A 3,550-nucleotide genomic window follows, 5' to 3' on the forward strand; every position below is an offset into this window, starting at 1 on the left:
AAATTTACTCTCATTAAATCAATTTTTTCTATAAAATAAAATTTAAATTCAAACCATATAGTTTTATAATAGTTAGTATTTAATTATACTTTAAGTTTAAATATTTTATTATTCCGCTATTTTATTTTTGTATTTTATATTATTTTTAAAAAATAAAAAATATGAAATTAATTTCAAAATAAATCATTTTAAATAAGGAAGGAGAAAAATATTTGAGTAAAAATATTATTTCAAGTAAGGTGTCCATTGGGGGGGGGGATTAGAAAATCCCATTTAAATTCTAAAAAGATAGTTTTATCTTTAGCTGCTATTTCTTTCTTAGCTAGCTGTGCTGATGCTGCATTAAATTCTGAAATAAAAACTTATGATGAAATAAGTAAAAATACTAAAGCTAGATCAGCAAGTGTGTATAGTTCTAGAAATGGAACTAATACGACTATAAATTCTTTGCAAAACGGACAAGTAACTATTACTGGAAATGGAACAACAAATTCCTTAACAATTGGATCAAACGGAACTCTAGGTAGTATAGGTAATAACGATAGAATAATTATCTATGCCCATGCTAGCAACAGTGATACTCTTACTCTTACCAATCTTACCAATAATGGAATCATCAATGGTGCAGTGGCCATACAAAATAGTAAAAAGGACTTTACAGGAACCATCACTGTTAATACCTTTGAAAATAAAAACCAAATCAATGGACAAATTTATATGGGAATTTGGTCAAGTAGTCAAGGAACCCTTAATATAGAAAATTTTAACAATAGTGGAACCATAGCAGGTTCTAGCAATAAAGGAACTGTTTTTTTCGAAGGAAATACTAATATAAAAAGCTTTAGCAACAACGGTCTAATCAGTGGGGATCAAGGTGTAAGATTATCCGGAGGAACTATAAATAGTTTTAATAATAATGGAACTATCAGTGGTAGCTCTTCTAGTATACTTGTAGCAGGTGGCAACATAAAAACCCTTGTTAATTCTGGAACTATAATATCTAACGGTAATCATAATACTAATGCTGGTATAAAACTCGAAAGCGGTGGTACCATAGAAAATATTATCAACACAGGAACTATACAATCAAATTATACTGGTATAGTTGTAACTTATGGTAAATTTAAGGATCTTACCGTAAAAGATGGAGGTGTAGTTTATGGCAAATACGCAGGAATAGCAGTGGGTCAATGGCAAACTTTAGGTAATTTATATATAGATGGGGGTAAAGATACAAAAAAAGATGGCACAGTAAGTGGAATTTATAGCGACAAATATGGAATTTCCTTAGAAACTGGATCAAGCAGTCAAAAAATAGAACTTACCAATGGTGGCATTATACAAGGTAAAGTCAATGGTATAAAATTAGGTAATGCAGCTTCTTTAAGCGGAGAAATGATTTTATCTGGTGAAGGATCTAGAGTAGAAGGCGGAAGTGGTTCAGGTATATCTAATGAAAGTGGAAAAATAACAGGCTCTATAAAAGTAGAAGATGGAGCTACTGTAACTTCTTCTTCAGGCCAAGCCATATCTAATTCTGGCTCAGGAAGTATAACAGGTGGTATTACTGTTAGTGGGGAAAACACTAAACTTGAAGGAAATATAATCAATACAGGTAATGCTTCTATAGGTAGTGATATTAAGATAGAAAATGGAGCTAAGGTAGAAGGTGGTCTTGTTAATCAAGGTAATGGAAGCATCTCAGGAAGTGTTCAAGTAAGCGGGGGCAGTAGTATTGATTCTATTACCAATACGGGTAATGGAGCTATTTCTGGTTCAATTACTGTAGATGAAGATAGCAAACTTGATTCTATCACTAACACCTCTACTTCTGATACAGGTATTTCAGGTTCTATCACTAACAATAGTGATAATAAACTTGAAATTTCTAACTCAGGTAATATCGGTGGTAAGATTGAAAGCACTGGTGGTGCTGATATGGTAATTAGTAATAGTAATGGTGGAACTATTAGTGGCGGTATTAGTTCTTCAGGAAGTGGGAATACTAGTATTTCTAATTCACAAGGCTCAACCATAAATAATGGTATTACTGTTTCAGGATCTGCACAAGTTGAAATCTCTAACCAAGGCTCAGTAGGTAAAGATAGCAATGGTAATACAGTAACTAACAATGGTAGTGGTAGTGTTGGAATTAAAGATTGGGTTGTTTCTACAGATAAAGAAACAGGTAAATTAGACACTGTGGTTGTAGGTGGAAGTGGTAAAGATAATGTAAAAGTAGAAAATATAACCGTTGATCAAAGCAATGTTAATCTTGATGAATTAGGAGATATCAACAATATCATCTCAGGTGTTAATCAAGGCAATATTGGCAATATAGGAACTAATGGAGGTGGAGAAATATCTTTAAGCTATGATCCATTAACAGGAAAACTTTCTACAGATTTTAATCTTAATGCTTCCATATCAGGTGCAACCTTTAGATCTTTAATCTCTACTACTACAAGAAGATCAACCTTTATAGATAATGTTATGGGTAATTCTATGCAAAGCTTTTATCTAGGAAATTCAAGTAGAGCCCAAAGAATGGCTATGTCTGAAAAGGGTAATTTATATGCAGATGCAAGTGATTATATAAAGAGTGATTTAAATAATGGAAACTATGGTTCTAATAAAGAACATTCTTTATTCATCCTTCCTTATTTTTCTTCACAGAATGTTGAACTTTCTTTAAATGAGGAAAGTAAAGGACACACTAAAGGAACCATTATAGGTTATTCTACTTTAAAAGACAGTGGAATATATGGTGTGTATGCAGGTTATGAAGATACAAAGATGAGTTCAACTTATTTTGATATTAATAATAGAACCTATTATGTAGGTTTAAAATACTTTAATATCTTACTTACTACAGAAAAAGGGCAAGAAGTTTATATCAAAGCTCAAGGTAAAACAGCTTTAATTAAAAATGATTTAACTAAAAAAATAGGAAATAATGAAGCTAAAGCAAATCCTAATTCTTATGCTTATGGAGTTAATGCAGGCTTAGGTATGAATTTTATTTCTAATAAAGATATATTCTCCCCTGAAGTAGGTTTAACCTATGAAGGAGGTTATACAGAAGCTTTTAGCATGATTAATACCAAAGGAGAAGCTACAGTTATGGGTGGTGAAAGAACCTATGCAAATTATTTAAATCTATTCTCTACTAAAACAAGCTTTACTTGGTTTAGAGATTGGTTGCCTAATTTAAAAAGCTCAGTAGAACTTGGAGCTAAGCTTAATATCAATCCTAGTGTAAAAGCTAAAGCTAGATTTGGAAATATAAAAGTAAATGATGAGTTTTATTTACCAAGAGTACAAAAATTTGTAAGCACTTCTTTAATCATTCCTGTTAATGAAGCTTTCTATTTTAGTTTAAACTATAATGGAATGTTTGATAAAGATGGCAATACCCATACAGGATTTGCTCAGTTTAATTATCTTTGGTAATCTTATAAAAGATAATACTTAGTTTAATTTAGTTTACTCTCCTACTTGTTAAAAATTTCATCCTGATAATTTTAAAATTATTGGGATGGATGTTTTT

1 protein-coding gene is annotated in these 3,550 nt (G+C 31.1%); it reads left to right on the plus strand.

The window, feature by feature from the left end; translation table 11 throughout:
• Window positions 1–222 precede the first annotated feature (222 nt).
• Window positions 223–3,453 (plus strand): autotransporter outer membrane beta-barrel domain-containing protein, encoded by a 3,231-nt coding sequence (locus tag ELQ05_RS08090; protein WP_134240077.1) that lies wholly within the window; start codon window positions 223–225, stop codon window positions 3,451–3,453.
• Window positions 3,454–3,550 lie beyond the last annotated feature (97 nt).

The sequence above is a fragment of the Campylobacter sp. US53 genome, assembly GCF_004378995.1.
GTDB lineage: Bacteria > Campylobacterota > Campylobacteria > Campylobacterales > Campylobacteraceae > Campylobacter_D > Campylobacter_D jejuni.